Genomic DNA, 507 nt, shown 5'->3' with positions numbered 1-507 from the left:
TGCAAGAGGGCATCCAGGTGGACCTGTTTGCCTACCTGTTCGGTGACCTGCTGGCGGTGGGCTGGCAGGATGCGCTGGCCCTGTGGGCCGGTGCCATCCTGATTCTGCTGCTGATGCTGTGGCAATGGCGGTCGCTGTTGAGCATCACCGTCAGCGAGGAGCTGGCCCAGGTGGAAGGGGTGGCGGTGCAGCGCACCCGGCTGCTGCTGATGCTGTTGCTGGCCCTGCTGATCGCCGGGGCCATCCGCACCGTGGGGGTACTGCTGATCACCTCCCTGCTGGTAATCCCCGCCGCCAGTGCCCGCCGGCTGACCCATACCCCGGCGCAGATGGCCGCGGTGGCCAGTGTGCTGGGCACCCTGTCAGTGCTGGCCGGGCTGGCGGTGAGCTGGTTTGCCAACACCCCGGTGGGACCCTCCATTGTGGTCGCCGCCAGTAGTGTGTTTGTGCTGACGTTGTTGCGGAAACCGGCCTGACGGTTTCTCTCTGTAGGAGCACCTCTTGAGG

At 66.1% G+C, this 507-nt stretch carries 1 protein-coding gene; it reads left to right on the top strand.

Translation table 11 applies throughout. The annotated features are described in order from the left end of the window. Positions 1-476 (top strand): iron chelate uptake ABC transporter family permease subunit (locus B3Q33_RS14465; protein WP_286828364.1); only part of this gene is annotated, 476 nt, incomplete at its 5' end. Between the last annotated feature and the right edge of the window lie 31 nt (positions 477-507).

The organism is Alcanivorax sp. UBA3183 (genome assembly GCF_002364155.1).
GTDB classification, from domain to species: domain Bacteria; phylum Pseudomonadota; class Gammaproteobacteria; order Pseudomonadales; family Alcanivoracaceae; genus Alcanivorax; species Alcanivorax jadensis.
The sequence above is the reverse complement of the archived record's forward strand: the minus strand, read 5'-3'. Positions and strand labels throughout refer to the sequence as shown.